The following is a 2,151-nucleotide window of genomic DNA, read 5'->3' on the forward strand; positions in this document are numbered from 1 at the left end:
TTGGGTGCAGATCCAATCGGGGTGTTGTTGATCAAGCCGCGAGGTTGAGCCCATCGCGGTAGCGGGCTTGGTGGTTGCGGGTGAACTCCTGCTGTTCGTGCCAGGCCCAGTAGGCGTCGAAGTCGCCGTTGCTGCGCAGGGCACGGAGCTTGAGGACGGCCTCGGCGCCGGACAGGCCCCAGCGGGCTCCGGTGATGTCCAGGCGGTCCTTGACCAGGTGGCGGCAGGCGCCCTCGATGATGCCGGTGGCGATGGGCCAGCCGCGGTCCAGGGCGAGGTCGTAGCGCAGGTGCTCGGCCTTGTTGCACAGGTAGGCAACGGCGTCGTCGATGCCCTTGCGGCGGTTCTTGGTCAACCGGGCGGCGCGGGCGGCGGCTTTGAGGGCGTCGGCGACCTGGTCGGCGCCGCCGGCGAGGAGGGCGCGGGCGTGACGGGCGACCCATGCCTCGGCGGCCGGGTCGCCGGGGGTGTGCAGGCACCAGGCCGCGCCCCACAGGTATTCGAGGACGTGGATCAGGTCGACGACGATGTGCACCGTCACGCCGCGGCGGGTGGCTTCGGCGGCGATCAGGTCGAGTTGGTGGCGGGCGCCGTCCACGAGCACTACCCAGGGTCGGCGGTGCCCGGGGTCGCGGTGTTCGGCCTGGTCGAAGGCGGCGGCCACCACCTGCGCGGCGCTGTGGTGGAGCGAGCCGGTCAGCCACTTCGACCGGGCCTTCGGCCCGGGGCGGCGCTCCGTCGTTGGGGTGTCGTCGCCGGTGTCGGGGCCGGTGATGATGTCGTCGACGCCGCGGACGGCGGGCTCGGCGTCGTAGACCGCCGCGAGGGTGGCCATGCGCTTGCGGCCCAGCTTCTCCCCGGCGGCCAGGCGGGTGCGCATCGCGTTGCAGCCCTTCGCGGCGGCGGCCTTCGCGGTCGCGTCCCGCAGCGCTTCCGGCCTTATCACCACGCCCTTGCCGTCGACCGTGAGCACCAGCGTGGTGGCGTCGGTGCACGGCGCGGGCACCAGCGCGTCGTAGAAGGAGTCGATGTCCGCGGCAGCGCCGATGGTCAGCTCCTGGACCTGCCGGTGCCCGATCCCTGCGCCGGTGACGGCGTTGATCCGCTCGCGGGCCTCAGCGAACGAGCCGCGTGACGCCTCGATGGCGGCGAGCTTGACCAGCCCATGGCTGTGCATCCCGGCGGGCAGGTTCAGCACCGCGTCGGCCGGGTGCAGATCGGCCACCTGGGTGCCACGGTAGGCGATCCGGGTCACCGTCACCTTCCCGAACACCGTGGATAAGCTCCGCGACCGGCCCCGCTCGATCCTCGACCGCTCGACCCCCTCGGCATCCACCACCTGTGGCAGCCGCTGCTCGGTCAGCGCCCGCAGCCGCAGATGGTCGTCGAACAGCTGCCGGGTCACCTCCCGCATCCGCGACCCCAGCAGCTCCTCCAGCTGCGAGTGCGTCAACGCGGCCGCGTCCGACCCCTGCAACTCCTCGGCCACCCCATCGAACAGCCGCCGCGAGGCGGCGAACGCGGCCTCGGCCGTCTCCAACGCGCTCACCAGCCCAGCTCCCGCCCGTCGACCTTGAACAACCCCGGCGACGTCTCGGCCAGAATCCCGCGCTCGACCAGACGCTTCAGCTTCGACCGCATGCCCTCGACATGACGTGCCTCGGATCCGAGCCCCAGCGCCGCGCACACCTCCTTGCAACGCATCGCGGCCCCGGACGTCGCGAACAGGCCGATGATCGCCTGGTACTCCGGCGACATCACCGTCACGTCCAGCTCCGCCTCGGCCGCCAGCAGCGCTTCAGCCGCACTCTTCGAGGCGCCCTTGCCATTGACGGCCGTTGACGGCCCGTCGGCCAGAACCTCGTCCACCGTCTCCCGCGTGATCCGCAGCCGGGACAGCAACCCCTCCAACCGGGACAACTCCTCGGAGAGCCCGGCGATCTGCTCACGGAGTCGATCGGCCTAGCCTCGCGCCGCGGCCTCCCTGGCCTCGAGTGCCTCGATCAACGACGGCACCACACCACCCACCTCGCCCAACGTCCGCCCCCACGGCGAACTCGACGCCGACGACGCTAGAAGTCCGCCAGGTCCGCCACACTGGCAAGTCCCCGGAAATCACCCCAACGAGGCACCCTCACAAGATCTGCACCC

Annotated in this window: 2 protein-coding genes; both read right to left on the bottom strand. The window is 71.4% G+C overall.

Translation table 11 applies throughout. From position 1 onward, the window contains the following. Positions 1-31: 31 nt before the first annotated feature. Positions 32-1,549 carry an ISKra4 family transposase gene (locus tag ABZW30_RS46880; RefSeq protein WP_355677475.1) on the bottom strand — a complete coding sequence of 506 codons (1,518 nt, stop codon included), beginning with the start codon at positions 1,547-1,549 and terminating at the stop codon, positions 32-34. Continuing rightward, positions 1,546-1,911 carry a hypothetical protein gene (locus ABZW30_RS46885; RefSeq protein WP_355677476.1) on the bottom strand — a complete coding sequence of 122 codons (366 nt, stop codon included), beginning with the start codon at positions 1,909-1,911 and terminating at the stop codon, positions 1,546-1,548. Before ABZW30_RS46885 ends, ABZW30_RS46880 begins: the two co-directional genes overlap by 4 nt. Positions 1,912-2,151 lie beyond the last annotated feature (240 nt).

Source organism: Kitasatospora sp. NPDC004669 (genome assembly GCF_040609455.1).
Classification (GTDB): domain Bacteria; phylum Actinomycetota; class Actinomycetes; order Streptomycetales; family Streptomycetaceae; genus Kitasatospora.